This is a genomic window from Alteromonas sp. AWJ4_199 (genome assembly GCF_056159165.1).
Genome location: NZ_JBSWUR010000004.1, coordinates 161,544 through 179,691 on the forward strand (window position 1 = coordinate 161,544; position 18,148 = coordinate 179,691).

The 18,148-nt window shown below is 43.4% G+C and carries 15 protein-coding genes; 6 read left to right on the forward strand and 9 right to left on the reverse strand.

Going from position 1 to position 18,148, the window contains the following annotated elements; all coding sequences use genetic code 11:
• Positions 1 to 24: 24 nt before the first annotated feature.
• Entirely contained in the window at positions 25 to 216 is a 192-nt protein-coding gene (locus ACXAER_RS19085; RefSeq protein ID WP_474832012.1) for a hypothetical protein, read from the forward strand.
• A 60-nt stretch (positions 217 to 276) separates the two neighbouring features.
• On the opposite strand, the gene ACXAER_RS19090 is transcribed toward ACXAER_RS19085, so the two are convergent.
• From ACXAER_RS19090 to ahpC, 4 genes are all read right to left on the reverse strand, one after another.
• Positions 277 to 1,791: a PepSY-associated TM helix domain-containing protein gene (locus ACXAER_RS19090; RefSeq protein ID WP_474832015.1), complete on the reverse strand. Its 1,515-nt coding sequence runs from the start codon at positions 1,789 to 1,791 to the stop codon at positions 277 to 279.
• A gap of 10 nt (positions 1,792 to 1,801) precedes the next feature.
• Positions 1,802 to 2,338, reverse strand: coding sequence for a hypothetical protein (locus ACXAER_RS19095; RefSeq protein ID WP_474832018.1), 537 nt, complete (start codon positions 2,336 to 2,338; stop codon positions 1,802 to 1,804).
• 319 nt (positions 2,339 to 2,657) lie between these two features.
• Positions 2,658 to 4,247, reverse strand: coding sequence for an alkyl hydroperoxide reductase subunit F (gene ahpF, locus ACXAER_RS19100; RefSeq protein ID WP_474832021.1), 1,590 nt, complete (start codon positions 4,245 to 4,247; stop codon positions 2,658 to 2,660).
• 175 nt (positions 4,248 to 4,422) lie between these two features.
• Positions 4,423 to 4,980, reverse strand: a complete 558-nt coding sequence (ahpC, locus tag ACXAER_RS19105) for an alkyl hydroperoxide reductase subunit C (RefSeq protein ID WP_425291745.1) — start codon at positions 4,978 to 4,980, stop codon at positions 4,423 to 4,425.
• Between the two features lie 300 nt (positions 4,981 to 5,280).
• Here ahpC and ACXAER_RS19110 point away from each other — a divergent pair, with 300 nt between their 5' ends.
• Both ACXAER_RS19110 and ACXAER_RS19115 read left to right on the forward strand, forming a co-directional pair.
• Positions 5,281 to 6,609 carry a DUF2252 family protein gene (locus tag ACXAER_RS19110; RefSeq protein ID WP_474832024.1) on the forward strand — a complete coding sequence of 443 codons (1,329 nt, stop codon included), beginning with the start codon at positions 5,281 to 5,283 and terminating at the stop codon, positions 6,607 to 6,609.
• A gap of 318 nt (positions 6,610 to 6,927) precedes the next feature.
• On the forward strand, positions 6,928 to 9,510 hold the full coding sequence (locus ACXAER_RS19115) for an ExeM/NucH family extracellular endonuclease (protein WP_474832027.1): 2,583 nt from the start codon (positions 6,928 to 6,930) through the stop codon (positions 9,508 to 9,510).
• A gap of 171 nt (positions 9,511 to 9,681) precedes the next feature.
• Here the strand turns inward: ACXAER_RS19115 and ACXAER_RS19120 are convergent, their stop codons facing one another.
• Both ACXAER_RS19120 and ACXAER_RS19125 read right to left on the reverse strand, forming a co-directional pair.
• The gene (locus tag ACXAER_RS19120) at positions 9,682 to 11,367 is read right to left on the reverse strand and encodes a response regulator (RefSeq protein WP_474832029.1); all 1,686 of its coding nucleotides are present in this window, start codon (positions 11,365 to 11,367) and stop codon (positions 9,682 to 9,684) included.
• A 216-nt stretch (positions 11,368 to 11,583) separates the two neighbouring features.
• Positions 11,584 to 12,255 (reverse strand): 2OG-Fe(II) oxygenase, encoded by a 672-nt coding sequence (locus ACXAER_RS19125; RefSeq protein ID WP_474832031.1) that lies wholly within the window; start codon positions 12,253 to 12,255, stop codon positions 11,584 to 11,586.
• 506 nt (positions 12,256 to 12,761) lie between these two features.
• Here ACXAER_RS19125 and ACXAER_RS19130 point away from each other — a divergent pair.
• The 3 genes from ACXAER_RS19130 to rluF all read left to right on the forward strand — a co-directional run bounded on the left by ACXAER_RS19130 (position 12,762) and on the right by rluF (position 16,239).
• Positions 12,762 to 14,318, forward strand: a complete 1,557-nt coding sequence (locus tag ACXAER_RS19130) for a carbon-nitrogen hydrolase family protein (RefSeq protein ID WP_118495164.1) — start codon at positions 12,762 to 12,764, stop codon at positions 14,316 to 14,318.
• A 207-nt stretch (positions 14,319 to 14,525) separates the two neighbouring features.
• Positions 14,526 to 15,332 carry a hypothetical protein gene (locus ACXAER_RS19135; RefSeq protein WP_474832037.1) on the forward strand — a complete coding sequence of 269 codons (807 nt, stop codon included), beginning with the start codon at positions 14,526 to 14,528 and terminating at the stop codon, positions 15,330 to 15,332.
• A gap of 157 nt (positions 15,333 to 15,489) precedes the next feature.
• Entirely contained in the window at positions 15,490 to 16,239 is a 750-nt protein-coding gene (rluF, locus tag ACXAER_RS19140) for a 23S rRNA pseudouridine(2604) synthase RluF (RefSeq protein WP_474832040.1), read from the forward strand.
• An 89-nt stretch (positions 16,240 to 16,328) separates the two neighbouring features.
• On the opposite strand, the gene rpsO is transcribed toward rluF, so the two are convergent.
• The 3 genes from rpsO to rbfA all read right to left on the reverse strand — a co-directional run bounded on the left by rpsO (position 16,329) and on the right by rbfA (position 18,095).
• Complete coding sequence (gene rpsO, locus ACXAER_RS19145; protein ID WP_012518257.1) at positions 16,329 to 16,598, reverse strand: 30S ribosomal protein S15; 270 nt, start codon at positions 16,596 to 16,598, stop codon at positions 16,329 to 16,331.
• A 123-nt stretch (positions 16,599 to 16,721) separates the two neighbouring features.
• Complete coding sequence (gene truB / locus ACXAER_RS19150; protein WP_474832043.1) at positions 16,722 to 17,693, reverse strand: tRNA pseudouridine(55) synthase TruB; 972 nt, start codon at positions 17,691 to 17,693, stop codon at positions 16,722 to 16,724.
• Positions 17,694 to 18,095: a 30S ribosome-binding factor RbfA gene (rbfA, locus tag ACXAER_RS19155; RefSeq protein ID WP_118495169.1), complete on the reverse strand. Its 402-nt coding sequence runs from the start codon at positions 18,093 to 18,095 to the stop codon at positions 17,694 to 17,696. It abuts the gene before it with no gap.
• Positions 18,096 to 18,148: the final 53 nt, after the last annotated feature.

Consider the following 18,148-nt stretch of genomic DNA (forward strand, 5'->3'; position numbering starts at 1 on the left):
AAAATCAGGACAGAACGCTACAACATGGGAAAGAAAAGCAGATTAAAACCATCAAAGCCATGTGGCAACTGCGGTGTAGAAGCTAACACGCAATTTCGTATTCGCCAAAGTGAGACAGACGAATGGCGTATAGTGTGTAAGGCTTGCCAACAGCTTGCGAAAACAAAGGATGGCTATATGTACGGCGGAACGTGGAAAAGAAAAAAGCGTAACTAAGGTGAATACATCAAGGGGCGAGTTAGCTGTACGTTCGCCCCTTGATAATTATTTTAAGGTTTATGCGTTAACACTCGTTCCTTGAGCTTCTTCATTTGGGTCGTCGTTATTTCTGTCGCCTCGATTTACTTCGCTAAGGCCACCGACGACATTATAGCCGCTAATTTTCTCCGCACGTTTAAATAGCACAGAAGCGCGGTATAAGCTCCAGATCACGTACACAGCCATTGGAATATTTAGCTGAAGTGATGCAATAGAAAGCGCGGCACCTTGATGTACGGCAGCATAAGTGGCTAAAAGTACAAGTACACTTAACCCAGATATCATCAACCACACTGGCTTTGTCAGCGACTTCACTGCCACGGTCACAGCCATATTGAATAACATTAGGCACCAAAATACGGCGATAAGAGAACCGGCAAAAAACATATCAACGGCTGCGGTTAAGGCCAGAGCGCTAACACTGCCCCAAACTACGGCGTACCAAAGCCTGCTCGCTAAAGGTGGGTGTGCTTTTTTAGACAGCCAAATTTCCATTCCAGAAACGCAAAGCATAGTTAGCATTACGCCAAGAATAAAAAACAACCATTTGCTGGTCATGCCGGCAAAGTCGCCGAAATGTAAACGATACATGGCCCAGAATATTTGCTTACCCCATTCTCCATCTTCGTAACCAGCGTCACCAATGTAATTGCCCGCTGTATCGAAACGGTAGCCTTCAGCGTAAATCATCCTGTTAGGCGCTTTCGCATATATCTCAATAAACTGCTCTGGCTCGCCGACCTCGTGTACCGTTAAAAAAATTGGCGACTTTTCAGGCGCGAGCGTTTCCATTTGCGCGAAGGCTTTTCCAATAGCAGGTTTACCTTCTTGTGGGGCGATGACCGGGTCTGGCGTGAAAATTTGGTTTATTACCGCATCTCTATCGCCGCCATAGTTCACGGTGGCAACTAATACTAAAATAATACCGGCCAAACCAAAATAAGTTCCTGTTATGCCAATCACTAAATGAAAGGGCGCAGCCCACAGCCCAAAGCGGTTGTGCAAATCAATCTGGGCTTGCTGGCCATTACCGCCTCTTCTCAGCTTGAATGCATCTTTGCCAATCCGTTTATGGGCAATAATCCCCGTAATAACTAAGGTACATATAATGGCACCAAGGGCACTGACTAAAATCATCCCCCAGCTATGCGGTAAGTTTAAATACAAATGCAAGTCCACCAGCATTTGCGTGAAAGACACGCTTTCTTCTTCAAGTAAATTACCTTCACTATCCGCAAAATACGCTACATGATCGTTTTCAACCACCAACCGTGGAATATCGGATGTAGGAAATACAACAAAGAGATGGTGAGACTCTTCGGTATTTTTAGCCAGGAAGCTATCCATAGCTTTTTCAATCGCCTGCGGAGAAACATTCTCCATCTCTTCAATATGAGGTTGCTCCCACCTTTCGAACTCTAGGTGGAATACGGCAACCGTTCCTGAAAGGCATACTAAAAAGAGCAGTACACTTAAAAAAACACCAACCCAAGTATGTGCGTTTAATGCATTTTGTTTTGTTATTTTATCCATCGATATTCACCTACATGGGGAAGAAGATAAGAATTGGTACACAAGCCGCAGACAAAGCCGTGTAAGCACCAATTACTTTAAATTTGTGGGCGGTGGCAAGGTAGTGATAAACGAAAAGCCCCCACAAAATTGGCAGTAGAACCGTACCAGTGGCTAACTGCCCTGCGATAGAAAATGGAAGCAGCGCGCATACACCTAGCGTTATTAAAACGCTGACCACCAATAGAACAACCAGTACCACAAAATAGTTTGCAGCATTCGCCAATACAGTACCTCTTGCAAAGTCAAAGCTTCGCGGCTGAGGTACGTTTTTAGGCTGTGGCAAAAACGTTTGATTTAATGCGATAAACGGCCAGACAAGAATTGCAGGAATGCATAACGCATATAACACGCCAAACTCCCAACCCTGTGCTATAGACCAGCATACCGCTGATGCTAGCCATACGACTAAGCCTAAATAAAGATAAGTTGACGCTTGCTCACGCCAACTTCTATAAACAACCCCTAAGGCCGCGAGTGTTAAACCACCAGCTGCAACTGAAAGCATGATCATTCCTTAAATGAATAAATAAGTGATGCGCTTCCTTCTCTTTTTTGGATAGAGCAAGGATAGTCACCACTTTATGTATAATTTAACAAACTCTCACACAAATGATAACTAGTATCATTATTATTACTTTTAATTTAAATGCAGTTTCTTATTAATTTAATAGTGAAAATTGGAATGAACTAGCGCAATAGAAGCAACTTCAGTTAAAAAATAGCCCCCAGATATAAATTAAAGTTAGCGCACACAAAAAAGCCGAACTAACTAAGTTAGTTCGGCTTTTTTACATATTTGAGTTAGATGCTACATACTAAATGTATTATGCAGCTTCGCTCTCGTCTTCAGTTTCAACCACTTCATGGCTAAGCAGGTGCTCAAAGGCGGCTAGTGATGCTTTAGCCCCCTCGCCCATGGAAATAACGATTTGCTTATAAGGCACTGTTGTTACGTCACCCGCAGCAAAGATACCAGGCTCAGAAGTATGACATTTAGTATCAATAATGATTTCACCATACTGCGTCATCTCTACCGTGTCCTTCATGAACTGACTATTCGGTACAAGGCCAATTTGAACAAATACACCGGAAAGTTCGCGTGTATGGACTTCATTTGTTGAACGGTCTTGGTATTCAATCGCGTTCACTTTGCCATTCTCGGCCGTGATTTGGCGTGTAGCCGCATTTTTAATAATGGTAATGTTATCGCGCTTTTCTGCTTGGTCGATAAGTACCTGGTCCGCTTTAAGCTCTGGCATAAATTCAAATACCGTTACTGATTTTACGATACCAGCCAAATCTAGTGCTGCTTCAATACCCGAGTTACCACCACCAATAACTGCAACATCTTTACCTTTAAAGAAAGGGCCGTCACAGTGTGGGCAGTATGCTACGCCATTACCGATGTTCTCTTTTTCGCCTGGAACACCGAGTTCTCTCCAGCGTGCGCCGGTTGCTACAATAACCGTACGGGTGCGAATTTGCTCGCCTGAAGAAAGCGTAATAGTTTTGATATTACCTTTTTCAATGCTATCGACACGTACGTGCTCTTTAAGCGTGATGTCGTAATCGCGAACGTGCTCCATTAGGTTACCTACAAGTTCAGGCCCTGTTGTTTTGGGTACAGAGATTAGGTTTTCAATACCCATAGTATCTTTAACCTGACCACCGAAAGTTTCAGCAACAATGGCTACTTTAAGGCCTTTACGTGCACTGTAAATTGCTGACGCAACACCCGCTGGGCCGCCGCCAATAACAGTAACGTCTTGAAGCGGCAGTGCGTCGCCTTTATTTGCCTCTTTAAGGCTAGGGTCGCGCTCGATAAGTTTGTTGATAAGTACTGAACCATCAACTTTACCGTTCGCGAATAGCTCGCCATTAAGGTAAACGCTAGGTACACCTTGAATGTCGCGCTCTTGAATTAAGTTTTGATACAACCCACCGTCAATCATTTCGGTCTTAATGTTAGGATTAATCAAAGCGAATTGATTAAGTGCCTGAACGACTTCTGGGCAGTTGTGACAGCTTAAGCTGATAAATACTTCAAAGTTAAGCGGCTCTTTAACGGCTTTAACCAATGTTTGAACACTATCATCTAGCTTAAGTTCAGTGCCTGCTGCGTGCAGCATAGCAAGTACAAGAGAGTTAAACTCGTGACCACCTGGGATACCAGAAAAACGAATTCCCGTATCTTCACCGTCAGCTTCTAATAGGAAGCTAATAGCGCTACGTAATTCTCCGTTAGTGTCACGCTCTTCTACGTTTATTTTTTCGCTTACTGAAGCAATGTCGGACAGAAACTTCACAAGCTCTTCGCGCTTGCTATGTTCACCGGTCTGTACGACAAAGGTTACGTTTTTTTGCATTGTCTCAGCATATGATTTCAATGCTTGTAAAATTTCTTTAGTTAACACGGTTATTCTGCCTTATTTTCGACACGCCGATCCCCGCCAACCCTTTAATAGGTCAACAACATAAGCGGAAATTGGAAATTAATATCAGGGAGTGGAGACCCACTCCCTACAAACTATCTGCCTAACACTTCAACTTACAGTTTATCCTGCTGTGCTAGGCACTAAGCGGTGCTGCTTAGATTTTGCCTACTAGGTCAAGAGAAGGTGCAAGTGTTGCTTCGCCTTCTTTCCATTTAGCTGGGCAAACTTCACCTGGGTTGTTAGCTACGTATTGAGCAGCTTTAACCTTACGTACTAAGTCATCTGCGTCACGGCCGATACCTTCAGAAGTGATTTCCATCGCTTGGATGATACCTTCTGGGTCTACAACGAATGTAGCGCGGTCAGCAAGGCCCATAGTTTCGCGCATACAATCGAAGTTACGCGTGATTTCGCCAGTAGGGTCGCCGATCATTGCAAACTTGATCTTGTTGATCGTGTCTGAAGAATCGTGCCATGCTTTGTGAGTGAAGTGTGTGTCAGTAGATACTGAGAATACTTCTACGCCACGAGACTGAAGTTCTTCGTATTTATCAGCGATGTCGCCAAGTTCAGTTGGGCAAACAAATGTGAAGTCAGCTGGGTAAAATACGAAAACTGCCCATTTACCTTTGATGTCTTCGCTGCTTACGTCTACAAACTCGCCGTCTTTAAATGCAGTCGCTTTAAAAGGTTTGATAGCAGTATTAATCAATGCCATGTTTAATTCTCCATTTGGTTTAAATTTTCCGAATGCTTAATACATACGGATACAAACTTTACGTTTATTGTGTCGACATGGTTTTGCAGTTTTGTGAAGATATTCACTTATTGCGAAATCCATGTCTCTTGAAACTGGTGATAAGAATAGCGCGCATCACTTAAAAAAACTAATTGGTAAAAATGAATCGCTTAATCAGGTTATTGAATTGAACGATGAAAATAGAATCAACTAGCCGATAGTTACGCGATACACACCTGTTTTTAGCTTTAATATGAGCAGCGTGAGGAACCTATGACAAATACCCGAATTCACCTTATTTCAGAAGAAATTAAGCGTATTGATAACCACAAACCATCGAAAAGCTTGCCAAAACATATAAAAATGGCTACCAGCCCCTTTGTATTTTATCGGGGCAGCGCTCAGTTATTCTACGCAGATATCAAAGCGGGTCTGATTAATTTCCCCAAAGACTGTGATTCTATACCACTTACCAGCGTAATGGGCGACTGTCATACTTCCAATTTTGGTTTTCTTACCGAAGAAGGCTCTCACGGAGACACAGTCATTTTTTCTCCCAACGACTTCGATGATGCTTGCGTTGGAAAAGCGCAGTGGGACGTACTTCGCTACCTTACCTCATTGCGCCTTGCTCAGCTACACTGTAGCGGTATAGTGGAAGGTAAGTATTCTGGGCAAGACATAGATACCATTAAACCCGTAGTTACTCATCAGCAAGTTATTAGCGCGCAGCACGCTTTTATTAAGCACTATGTGGAAACCTGCGACCGTGTAGTAAAGAATGCCAAAGTGCTAAACGAGGCGATAGACTACAGTCCCGCTAATGTGCCAAGTAAGCTAACAAAACTTTATAAAAAAGCAAAAGCCCGTAGTGCTGGCGGTGAAGACTTTACGATTAAAAGTGCGCTTGCTAAAGCGGTGAGTTTTAATGGCACGACGCTGGGCTTTAAACCCAACAGTGAAAAGTTCGCCCCACTAAGCGAAGACGAGTATAAAACATTACACGACGCGTTTGCTCCTTACATGGACGATTCTATCGTTGATATCGTTAAACGATTGAACGCAGGAACGGGCTCCGTGAATATGGCGCGCTATTACTTTTTAGTCGGACCGTCTAAACCGCACAATGAAAAGAGTTTCGCGCATTGCCATATTGTAGAAGTTAAACAACAGCGTGTTGCTGCACCTATTCATTATTTCCCTACCGTTAACCCTGTCAATCGTCTAAACCCCGCCCACCTCACCGCACGTTGCCAACGTCGAATGCAAAGAAAACCAGATCTTGTTCTGGATGAGGTCAAATTCGAAGGCGCTCACTATCTCATTCGCTCCAGACACCACGCTAAGGTAGGTATTGATCCTCAAGACATTGCAATGGGCAATAAGGCCCTTAACGGGGGCTTTGAATATTTTGCACAACTATGCGGTTATAGCTTGGCACTGGCGCATTGCCGTGGAGATAGAAGAAGCACAAGGTTTGCCCAATCAGCCTCTACCGCATTTTCTCAATCAAAAGACCTGCTTGTGAAAATAGCAAATCTTTATGCAGATCAAGTCGTTGACGATCATGCTCTATTCTCCCGCCATATAGAATCAAACTAAAACAAAGCTTGATGTAATAAAGCGTAATACGCGCCCACAAAATGGCTATAGCGTTATTTAAAGGTTAGGTAAGGCTACAAAAGTGATTTAACAGTATAAGTAAGTTTACTTAAACTTCCTATACTGTTGATTTACTTAAGCTATTTTAAAAACAGCTTGAATAAGATCAAGTTATTTCTATTAATCATAAACTTCCCTACGGTAGAACAAGCAATACGAAAATTGCTCGTCACAGGGTGCGCTGCTCAAGCAGACTTTACAACAAAAATACCAGTACCTGTGATTTAAAAAATAATGAAACTACAAAGGGAAAATGACGTGAGAACATCATTAACTTTACTATCTGCAGGAATAATCTCTGCACTTTCTTCTACCGCTATTCAAGCCAACGATTTAGTTATTAGTGGTGTTATTGACGGGCCATTAAGTGGCGGTGTTCCAAAAGCTGTAGAGCTTTTCGTTGTTAACGATATTGCAGACTTATCTACCTATGGTATTGGTGCAGCGAACAACGGTGGTGGAACAGATGGAGAAGAGTTCACCTTCCCAGCTGGCACGTCTGCAAGCGCTGGCTCTTACATCTACGTAGCATCAGAAATTGATGGGTTTACCGCGTTTTTCGGTTCTGCACCAGACTACGATACATCTGAATTAGGAATTAATGGTGACGATGCTATTGAGCTTTTCAAAGATGGCAGCGTTATTGATACGTTTGGTGATATCAACACCGACGGCAGCGGCACCGCATGGGAATACTTAGATGGTTGGGCATACCGTACGTCGGGCCAAACGGCTAATGGCGGCAGTTTCGAAGCGTCTAACTGGACTTACAGTGGTGTTGACGCACTTGACGGTTCGACCACAAATGCAGATGCAGCCAGCCCCTTCCCTACCGGCACCTTCACCACTGAAGGCGGTGGTGAAGTTATTGAAGAACCAGAAGAGCCTGCCATTGAGCTAGGAATGTGCGGCGATGATGCAACACTAATAAGTGCAATTCAAGGCAGCGAAAGTAGCTCTGCTGAAGTTGGCAATAGCCATATTGTCGAAGCTATCGTTACTGGCACCCGTGCTGATGGTTTCTTTATACAAGAAGAGGCATCTGATTACGACGCTGACGATGCAACCTCTGAAGGTTTGTTCGTAGACGGCAGTGTTGAAGTTGAAACTGGTAACCTAGTGCGCCTTTACGGTGAAGTAGAAGAAAACTACGGCATGACGACCCTTACCATGGATAGCGATGTTGCTGCACTTGATTGCGGCACAGCAGATGCTGTTGCGGCGATAGAGCTCGCTATGCCGTACGAACTTGACCTTGAAACGGTTGAAGGTATGGTTGTTAGCGTAACAGACGCCACAATAACAAGTACAAACAACCTATGGCGCTTTGGTGAAATCGTTGTTAGTGACGCAATTAAACGCCAACCAAGCGATGTGGCAGCGCCATTGTCAGATGCTTACACAGCCGCTGTTGAAGCAAGCGAAACAAGCCTGCTTACAATTGAAGATAACAGCAGTTCTCAGTACCCAGATGCACTTAGTTTCTTCCCTACTTTCAGCTACGCTAATGCTATTCGCATTGGTGATTCGGTTTCTGCTGCAGGTCCACTAAATTACAGCTTTGGTACTTACAGAATTAACCCTAGCGAGATTATTGAAGTCACTTCAACCCGTGAAGCGAACCCTGTTGTAACAGAAGGCAACTTATCAATTGCAACTTTCAACGTGCTTAACTACTTCAACGGTGAAGTGGACGCTAACGGCGATGTAACCTTCGATTATGACGAAAACCGTGGTGCAGATGACGCAGTAGCGTTTGAATTGCAACAAGGTCGTATCGTAGAAGCTATTGTTAACCTTAATGCTGACGTTGTTGGCCTAATGGAAATTGAAAACGATGGTTTCGGTGAAGATAGCGCTATTCAGGCACTAGTTAATGCTATTAATGCAGAGCTAGGTGAAACTGAACAGTACTCATTTATTGCCACTAGCGATGGTAGCGAAGTTGGTACAGATGCTATCACTGTAGGCCTGCTATACAAAGCTTCTGTAGTAACACCAGAAGGCAACGCTATTATTGTTGATATGCCAGTACAACAAATTGACGAAGATAGCCTTGCACAAATGCGCCCTAGCCTTCTTCAATCTTTTGTACACACTGAAAGTGAAAAGTCGTTCCTAGTTTCAGTGAACCACTTTAAGTCTAAGGGTTCGCAGTGCGCTGAAGACATTGCCGAAGAGCCGTCTGAAATTACTACAATTCAGGGTAGCTGTAACGCGTTTCGCGTATCGGCAGCCGTCACATTAGGTAATGCCTTAAGCGATGAAAATCTGCCAGAGCGTAAGATAATCTTAGGCGACTTGAACGCGTACAGTGCTGAAGATCCTGTGGCTGTACTTACCGACTATACACCTGAAGATCGCGGCTACACCATCGCTACTGCGGTAAATACAGAAATGGACGAGGGCGCTTCTGTTGAAGTTGAATCCAGCTTCGGCTATCACAATTTAGCTGAAGAATTTGATGCAGAAGGCTTTTCGTATTGGTTCTATGGTACAGAGCAAGTAGGTAGTTTAGACCACGTACTAGCAAGTGAAGCCATGCTTGAAGACGCTATTGATGGCGCTCACTGGAACATTAATTCAGTTGAAGCCTACCAGCTACAGTACGACCAAGCGCTTCGCTATTATGCTGATGAAGACGGCTATGCGTTCACTGATGTGGGTCCATTCAGAAGTTCAGACCATGACCCGTTTGTTGCAACTTTCGATCTGCAAGCGGATGTTGTCGACGATGAAGAAGACGATAACGACAGCTCAGGTGGCTCAATGGGAGGAATTCTTGCTCTGTTAGCCGCAGCAATTGGCTTTCGCCGTCGTGCTACTGTTGCTAAAAAATAACAGAAGAAAGGATTAAACCCTTCTTAAATTAAAAAAGCTGCCTTGAAATTCAAGGCAGCTTTTTTTTATGTTTTCACTTTGCCGTTGTGTATACATGATTAGCGGCGTTTAAACTTTTATCTAGCCCTTTATAGTAGCTTCGCAAGCTTTAAAAACGGACAACATTGTAAATTACGCTTTAGCGACAACCACGCCAACTAAATCAGCGGCATTAGTATCATCAACCTCAATACCAATTCGAGCGATATACTGGTCCCGTTTTTCCGCTTGGGTCGCCGATAACTCTTCAGCACAGAGTAATTTAGCAGCACGCTGCGCAGAGTTCATTTGTTCTTCACTAAGACCACTGTCTAAATGCATTTGAGTAATGACTTTAAGCAGGCTTAACGCGATTTGTTTGTCTTTTGGTGACAAGGTCAACGCCTGCTGCAAGTTGTTATATGCAGGGATAAGGCGGTTTTCTTTGTAGTTCACAGCCGCCATTTGTTTAAGTTCTTTTGTGGTAAACTGAATTTCGGTACGTTCTATTGATTCTTGGTTAAGGTACTCATTTACTACTTGTGAAGTAAAAGTATCACCTTCTATCTGCTTTCTCAGTTTATCTAAAATGCTGACACAGTGTTCACGCATGCCCAGCTCATGGAAAGCTTTCATCTTATCTAAACTATCTTCCATTGACAGTCCATCGGTAGACGCTGAGCGATCCTTCATTAACTTTTCAGCCTCGCGTTTCTCGTCTCTAAGACAAAGTACTCGGGACTTAACCACATCCATTTGCTCAGCAAGCTGATTCTGCATGCCTTTCTGCTGCCTAAGCTCATCGAGCTCACTTTCGGCGCGTTTAAGGTACTTGTCACCTTCAGCGTTTCCTAAGCTTGTAGCCAAATCAATGGTAGAGCGAATAACATTAAGTGTGAGTTGAGGCGAATCATGAATAGAATTTTTAGCAAACTTTGCCATATTCTGCACGGCGGAAAGCTGGCCAGCTTTATCATGGTTGAGCCTGGCTAGGTCCCACAAGCGTTTGTTTCGCTCGATATTACGGGGCGCAAGCCGACTTGCCTCTTTCATTTGCTCGTAAGCAATATCAAACTGCTCTTTTTCAATGAAGTATTGTGCAAGCAAATCGAAGGTCAAGAAGCGTGTATCAGGCCGCTGGAGTAGATCATCAACCAATAACTGTGCTTCTTCTAGTTCATCTTGGCGCAATAACGAACGGGTGAGACCAATGTGAACCCACGCGTGGTCCATACTCTGAAGTAGCGTTCTAAAGTAGTCTTCTGCAGTTTCATAGTCCCGTAACTGCAGTAGGCAGTCACCAATAAGGCGTTTTATTCTGGTGTGGTACTCTGAAAGCGAGGGATCTTTGAGCTGTCGCTCAGCATAATACATCGCCGTTGAATAGTCGCCAGCATGCATGCAATGCAGCATTTTATGCAGTTTCAAGCGAACTTGTATTAGGTATTCTAAGCGCGCCTCAATCTTATTGCGCTGTAATGGTTTAACCCAGAAATCATCCGGCTGCAGTTCTACAATACAATTAACAAGTTCAGGCGATGTCTCGGCACTGAGAAAAATGACCGTTGTGGTATCGTTAATGTGGTTAAGGTGCTTAAGTTCTTCAAAAAGATGAAAACCATCTTTATCGTGACTTACGTTAAACGCTAGTAATACAAAGTCATACTGTTTTGCTTCACACAATCTCTTAGCATGGAACGCGTTGAATGCACTACTAACGTTTTTGATCCCTATTTCCTGTAATGCTGATGCAACAACATCGTGAACTAGCCCCTGGTTATCGATAACCAGCACATGTAGCTCTTCTCTTGGGGTGGGGGCAGGTATTTTTTCCAGCATTAGCCAATCACTTCTTACATCTTTTCCCTAAGCGGCACAATGGCGTTGGGACAGCCTATCGTGGACAACACTATGCTATCTTCGTGAAGTTGCCATCAAATACAAAGCCTGTTTACTTATCACTAAGCTTTACGGTCTACTTGTATTTCAGGTATGACTTTATCACAACAGATATATAGCAAATTCATATTATACATAAGTATGAGTTTTTGGATACTAGCGCGGTGGGTCGATGCTGTCATTAACACTACCGTTTACTCTGTACCACCCTGCAACGGAATGGCGTGTTCTTACTGCTGGCAAAACTTCATGAGGGAACGCTTCACTAAGAAATACAACGAATGTTCCTTTTGCTGGTAAGACTTTTGTTCCTATTTGGTCATTGTCATCCGAATACAGCACTAATTCACCGCCATCAGTCTCCTGCCAGCTTTCGTTTAGATAAGCAACAAGTGATAGCACCCTATTGTCCTGACCTTTAAACGCATCTACATGGCGCTTGTAAAATTTACCCGGTTCATAACAAGCAAAATGACTTTCAAACGAAAAAAGCCCCATAAAAAGCGAACGGTTTATATATTGCTGCATAGCTTCACACCATGACAGCCACAGGGCGCCTTCCTCAGAAGAACCGGTAATCCAGCAAATTTCGTCCCCTCTCACTTTTTCAGCCTTGTGATAATTCTCTGCGCGACCAATGCCCGCTTTTCTATATTCAGCTTCGGAGATTTTACGCTGGCAAGTCAAAAGTGCTTGTGTAATAAAATCAGGTAAACCATTCTTTTGAATAGAAAAGCCTGTAGTGACTAAGTCGTCAACGATGTTTTCAAATATGGCTTCATCAAAAACGTGTAGAGGCTGATACGACGCAAGTTGTTCTCTATTCATCAAACTATTTTTACCTATAGGTAGTTAACTAATTGTGTAGTTATTAGGAAATTGTGGACGCAAAAAAAAGTAGCGAACTTATACGCGGCGTTGAGCCTTGTGGCAATTGCATGACCACACATTCTTCGCGCTATTTTTTTATCGATAAAAGAAAAATTATTTATCGTTTGTGTGGCTAAAGAATTCGCACGTTTCTTGCTAGTTTCTTGTGAACTATTCTTTAATTAGTCTTTGACCAGAGCGCGAGCAAGCTCTGCTAGACATAGACTGAATCAATTACTAAAGAGAAATTTAAATAAATAAGATTAATTAGTAAGCCAAGGTATGTATTTTAATGGTGTTGCTTGAAACCAAGCCCCTTTTTACTTGTTATCTTCGCCTTTAGGGTAAGAACACGAGGGCTACATTTAACAGTTGAAAAAAACATTACTAGGCGTTTAAGTAGAAATATACATACAGTACGTATTAGAAGTATTTATCAAAAGTATTAGCAAAAAGAGTACCCTATGAGTCAAGACCAAACACAAATAGAAGAAACGGAACATCATTTAGACTTAAGAAATTTGAGACTGGACGACTATAACGATGTAAAAGGGTTGATGGACAAGGTATACGCAAACGTCGGCGGCGCGTGGCCCTACTCTAATTACAAAGCACAAGTTACCACGTTTCCTGAAGGACAGATATGTATTGAAGATAAAGGCAAAGTGGTTGCCTTCGCCATTTCAGTCATTGTCGATTACGACCAGTTTGGTGATAAGCATAGTTACGATGAAATAACCGGTGATGCCTATCTCACAACTCACGATCCAAACGGTGATGTGCTTTACGGCGTAGAAGTTATTGTTTGCCCAGAATACCGCGGTCTTCGTTTGGGTAGACGGCTATACGAAGCACGAAAAGAGTTGTGTAGAAACTTAAATTTAAAATCAATTATGGCTGGGGGTCGCATACCCAATTATAGAAACTATGCGAATGAATTGTCGCCTTATGAGTACATCGAGCAAGTAAAGCTCAAGGATATTTACGACCCGATTTTAACGTTTCAACTATCAAACGGCTTTGAAGTAAAGCAAGTAATGACCGCATACCTCCCGGAAGATGAAGCATCAAAGGGTTATGCCACATTACTTCAATGGCATAACATTTACTACGAGCCGGGCACGCCTTCGTTAATCGCCAGCAGAAAATCGAGTGCGCGCATAGGATGTATTCAGTGGCAGATGCGCTATTTCAACAATGTAGAAGAGTTGCTTCAGCAGGTTGAATACTTCGTTGACGCACTTTCTGACTATTCATGCGATGTGGCCTTATTCCCTGAGTTTTTCAATGCGCCGCTTATGGGCCTTAGCCCATCGGATTCATCAATTGACGCTATTTGGCATTTAGCCACTTATACCGATGAAATTTTAACTGCCGTCTCTCATTTAGCCGTATCGTACAATATTACGATTATTGCCGGATCTATGCCTGTGGTAGAAGAGGAACAGTTGTATAACGTTAGCTACATATGTAAGCGAGACGGAACAATTGAAAGCCAATACAAACTTCATCCAACCCCTCATGAAAAAGAAGACTGGATTATGAAGGGCGGAAATAGTCTCAAGACTTTTGATACCGATTTCGGGAAAATCGGCGTTCTAATTTGTTACGACGTGGAGTTTCCAGAACTAGCGCGAATTCTTTCCGACCAAGAGATGCAGATTTTGTTTGTGCCATTTTGGACAGACACAAAAAATGGTTATTTACGCGTTCGCCGCTGTGCACAGGCAAGAGCTATAGAAAATGAATGCTACGTGGCTATTGCAGGCAGTGTTGGTAATCTGCCCAAAGTAGATAATGTCGATATTCAGTATGGGCAGACTGCTGTGTTTTCACCCAGTGATTTTGCGTTCCCCCACGATGCCATTGTGTCAGAAACAACACCAAATACAGAGATGACGCTTATCGTTGATTTAGACCTCGACAAACTCACCAAACTGCAAAATGAAGGCTCGGTGCGAAATTACCTGGACCGACGCCGTGACCTTTATCGAGTCGAATGGATTGGCGATAAAAATTAACCAGATTTCTACCATCAAAAAATGCTGTGGTTAGACAAATTCCAGCTTCTTTGGCTTATGGAAAGTTAGCATTCTACATAAGCCATAGAATTTCCTTCGATTTAGCGATAACATGAAACTGCGCGCAAAGAATAATGGGCTCTTTTTAAGATAAAAACGTTTTGACGTCTTAAAGAGAGCGCTACATAAAGAGATTATTAATTTACTATGGCAAATAATTCGAAAAACGATGAGTTTCCAACCATTAGATTGGATGAAGAAGACCGTCGAGATTATCAGACTAAGAGGCAAGCGGCCCCGACAAAGGCGACCACGCCCTCACCTTCCCCTTCAGCCAACCACCAGCCTTCAAATAGTGGTAGCGGTAACGGAGTCTGGGTTGTTTTAGTTGCCTTGATCGCCTTAGCGGCATGTGGTGGTTGTTACTACTTGTACACTATGCTTGAGCAACAAAAGGCTGTGGCTGAGCAAGCTGAAAAGCGCATTATGCAGCTAGAAAGCAAGCTTTCTGCGACAGGCGAGGAAATTGGTGAATCTACGGTAGCTTTACAAGTCAAAGTTACTGAGTTGTCTAATAAAACCAATGAACTTTGGGAGCAAATGGACAAACTTTGGGCTTCGGCATGGCGTCGTAATCAAAAAGAAATCGCTGACCTTGGTGATCGTGTTGGCAATGTTCAAACTGCACTGAATAAAAATGTCAGCGCCGTTTCTGATGATGTAAAAAGCCAAGCTGCAGCAATTGGCTCTGTTAAAAATCAGTTGGCATCACTAGCCGATGAACTCCTTGCTGTTAACGTGCAACTAGAACAAGCCACAAGCGATAAACAAAGTGCCCAGCAACGTGTGCGTAATCTTACCGATAAACTATCAGTATTGGAGCAGCGCAACACGACGTTATCTGGACGCATTACCAGTCTAGAAAACGAGATTCGCGACATCGCCACAAAAGTAGTATCAAGTGGCAGTGCCAGTGGTGGTGCGGGCTCACCTCCCTCACCTGCTGGCAGTTAAATTACCTACCACCGGCTGGCTTGTTGTTTTCAAAACGAACAGCAATATATAGCTACGCCAGATAAATACAGAAAAAAGAAAGGGGTTAATCGCCCCTTTCTTTTTTGTCGTGATACCATTATCGCCTTCGACGAAATAAGACAGGACATACTGCGCAATGAGTGACCAAGCGCCTAAACGTTTAAATAAATATATTAGTGACACAGGCCTATGTTCGCGCCGAGAAGCGGATAAACTCATTGAGCAAAAGCGCGTTACGGTAAATAACAAACCACCAGAACTTGGTACCAAAATTGGTGCCGGCGATATTGTCAAAGTTGATGGCAAGGTGGTAGGTGCGGTAGCGAAGGACAAATCAGATAGGGTCTATATTGTATACAACAAACCTATAGGCATAACCTGTACTACCGAGCGCCATGTTAAAGGCAATATTATTGACGCTATCGGTCATAAAGCACGTATATTTCCCGTAGGTAGGCTTGATAAGCCTTCTGAAGGGCTCATCATACTCACCAGCGATGGTGATATCGTCAATAAAATATTGCGCGCTGAAAATGCGCACGACAAAGAGTATGAAGTAACGGTTAACCAGCCTATTAGTGAACGGTTTGTAAAGCGTATGGCGCGCGGCGTGCCCATATTAGGCACAGTCACAAAGCCTTGTGTTGTCAAACCAACCGGCAAAAACAAATTCACTATTATTCTTACCCAGGGACTCAATCGCCAAATACGCAGAATGTGCGAGTTTTTAGGCTACGAGGTCACCAAGCTTAAGCGAACGCGTATTATGCATTTGGAACTTAGCAATTTAAGGCCAGGTCAGTGGCGAAACTTAACTGAGCGTGAGCTGAAAATAATGCAAAATGCAGTTCGTTCTTCCACTAAAACTGCAGAAAAAGGCGATTAGAGTCATCACACTTCTTGCGCAATGAATTACCAAGGCCAAAAACAGACGAAAAAAAAGCGCCCAATGGGCGCTTTTCTTGAAACCTAGTCTTAACGACGTAGACCTAGACGCTTGATAAGGTCAAGGTAACGCTCAGCGTTCTTGCCTTTAAGGTAGTCTAGAAGCTTACGACGTTGGCTAACCATACGTAGAAGACCACGACGAGAGTGGTGATCTTTCTTATGATCAGCAAAGTGACCTTGAAGCTTGTTGATGTTGTGAGTAAGCAAAGCTACTTGAACTTCTGGTGAACCAGTGTCGCCTTCTTTAACGCCGTACTCAGCAATAATTTTCGCGGTTTCTGCTTTAGTTAGTGACATATCATTCTCCTAATATTAATGCTTCGCCGATCACTAATTCAGCAAAGCGGAATGAGCGCAGTATTATAATGACGTTTACATACTTAGCAAGCCATAAACCATCTTTATTTACAGTCGCAGTTTCTATTGATAAACAACCCGGCGCTTCGGGTTAACAAACACTTCTTGTTTAGGTATGCCTTGATCTTTTGGGTCAAGCACCCCTTCCCCAACGCCTAAGAAAATACCACTGGTATCAGCACCGTGATAGACGCGATAAGATGTTCCCTCTTCAAGCGCTTCACTGCACATGCCTTTAACCGATTGGCCATTGTCAAAACGATTTCTTTCGGCGTCGTTAATGGTCACAAAAGGTAGACGACTTACAGCGGTATCCATAGGAATAAGCAAGTCATCAAGCGCTTTAAAGTCACCTTCTTCCAGTGATTCCTGAATTTCAATTAACTTATCCAGTGACACCATTTTATCGGTAGGATAGTCAGCAACTTCAGTTCGATGTAAGCGGGTCACATAAGCACCACAACCAAGGTTCTGTCCTAGGTCGTCTACGATAGAGCGAATATAAGTACCTTTACTGCACTTGATGCGCATATCGACATAAGGCAGCTCGATTCGCAGTACGTCCAGTTCATACACTTCAATATCACGGGGTTCACGTTCAATCTCTATGCCTTGACGCGCATAATGATAAAGCGGCTTACCTTGATGTTTAAGCGCAGAAAACATAGACGGGATCTGCTTACTTTTACCTAAAAAAGCTAAGCAAGCATTGCGTACTTGCTCTTCCGTGACTTCAACGGGCTTCTCTTCTACCACTTCACCGTCGGCGTCAGACGTGGTTGTGCGCACGCCAAGTTGTGCCGTAACCTCGTAGGTTTTTTCTGCATCCAAAAGAAATTGCGAGAATTTGGTAGCTTCGCCCAAACACAGCGGCAGCATACCGCTAGCTAGCGGGTCAAGCGCGCCTGTGTGGCCCGCTTTGGCCGCTTTATACAGCCAGCGTACTTTCTGTAATAGTTGGTTTGATGAGCCACCCAGTGGTTTATCAAGTAATACTATGCCGTTAATGTCACGGCCCTTACGACGTCTTGCCATCTACTCCTGCTCTTGTGAATCGTCTTCATCGCGCTTCGACTCATCTTTAGCGATAGTCTGTGACACAAGATTAGAAATGCGCATGCCTTCAACAATCGATTTATCTTCAAAGAAGTGAAGATCAGGCACTGAACGCATGCGAATGCGCTTGGCAAGAATACTGCGAATGAACTTTTTGTATTCGGCTAGCTGCTTAATTTGCGCTTTGCCTTCTTCTTCAGTGCTGTTGTAGATAGTCACGAAGATTTTAGCGTGAGCTAGGTCGCGCGATACATCTACATCAGAAACCGTGATCAAAGGCATATCGCCTACGCGGTGTTTGTATTCGTTTTGCAGAATGCTCGCTACTTCTTTATGAACTTGCTGAGCCACTCTGTCGGTACGTGAAAATTCACGAGCCATTGTTCTCTCCTTTCCTTATTTAACCAGCGGCATGCTTGAGGCTGTTTGCTTTA